Source organism: Acidovorax sp. GW821-FHT10E03, assembly GCF_059415205.1.
Window position 1 is genome coordinate 1 of record NZ_JBWKMU010000027.1, and the last position, 1,303, is coordinate 1,303.

Here is a 1,303-nt window from a genome sequence, read left to right on the forward strand (position 1 = left end):
GAGATACTTCACCGGTAGAGTTCGAAAGACGCCATTTCCAACGGCTCAAAAGTGTCTAGGGAATCCGGGGCGATTCAACCGCCGAAAAAGGCTGCGCCTCATCGGCCTACGCGCCTGGCGGCGCTGCGCGCTTCGCTTGCGTGGTGCCGGCGCCGACATCGACCCTTGCCGCACTCGCCGTCATTCTCGAGTCCATCACCTTGTCCGCGACTGTAGCCCCCGGCCATGTGCCGTCAAGACGCGCCGGGCCGTGTCCTCGACTGGCGCCTGCGGGCCGCACCAACCCGGCGCTTGTTTCCTTGACGGCCCCTGTCCACGGGCTCCTGACGTCTCGGGCGATGAACTCAGGAAAGACGGTGACAACGAGGTCGACCTGGTTCTTTGCGCCGACCCCACCGGAAGCCCGGGGAGAGCTCTGAATCTAGAAATCCGGCGCGGGTTCTTCAACAGCCAACCTCATTGGAGAAAGACATGCAACTCGCATCCCGTTTCGCATCGTATTCGCCGGTGCTGCGCTTGGAACAGCCCTTGTCGGATGACCAGATCAGGACGGTGGACCCATCCATCTTCACGGCGGCCCCGCACGACAGCAGCTCGCACCGCTACAGCGACATCCCTACGGCGACAGTGCTGCACAAGCTGCGCGGCGAAGCGTCCAGCCTTTCATGGCGTGCCAGACCCGCGTGCGGCAGGAAGGGCGGCGCGACTTCACCAAGCACATGCTGCGGCTGCGACACGCCAGCCAGATCAACGGCTGCGAGGCCAACGAAATCATCCTGCTGAACTCGCATGACGGCACCGGCAGCCACCTGGGGCCGATCCCTCCGGGCTCGCCGCTGCGGCTGCGCGGCTGGGCAGAACGCCTGAGCGACCGCAGCGTGATTTTTCGCGTGCGGGCTCACGACGCGCACGAAGTTGTCTGCGAATCCGGCACAAGTTCACCCGGGCCTATCGACCCCAGACCAATGGCAAGGCAGAGCGATTCATTCAATCGGCGCTGCGCGCGTGGGCCTATGGCTGGAGCTACCAGAACTCAGCTGAGCGAACTGTGGCCTTGGCAAGCTGGCAGCATCACTACAACTGGCACCGGCCGCACGGTGGCATTGGTGGATTGGTGCCCATGGCCAGACTCGATCCAACGGGAAACAACCTGTTGACTCTTCACAGCTAGCTGCTGGGTAGCGTTCATGCATCCAGCTTGAACACAGCCACAGAATCCACTAAACCCTGGGCCTGCTGGCTCAGGCTGCTGGCGGCCGCGGCCATTTCCTCCACCAGGGCCGCGTTCTGCTGCGTCACCTGG

The 1,303-nt window shown here is 63.5% G+C and carries 2 pseudogenes; both read left to right on the forward strand.

The features are described from left to right. Positions 1-471: 471 nt before the first annotated feature. Positions 472-809: pseudogene (locus AC07OD_RS28075) on the forward strand (DUF932 domain-containing protein); the annotation flags it as partial. Between the two features lie 98 nt (positions 810-907). Beyond that, positions 908-1,171: pseudogene (locus AC07OD_RS28080) on the forward strand (integrase core domain-containing protein); the annotation flags it as partial. Positions 1,172-1,303: the final 132 nt, after the last annotated feature.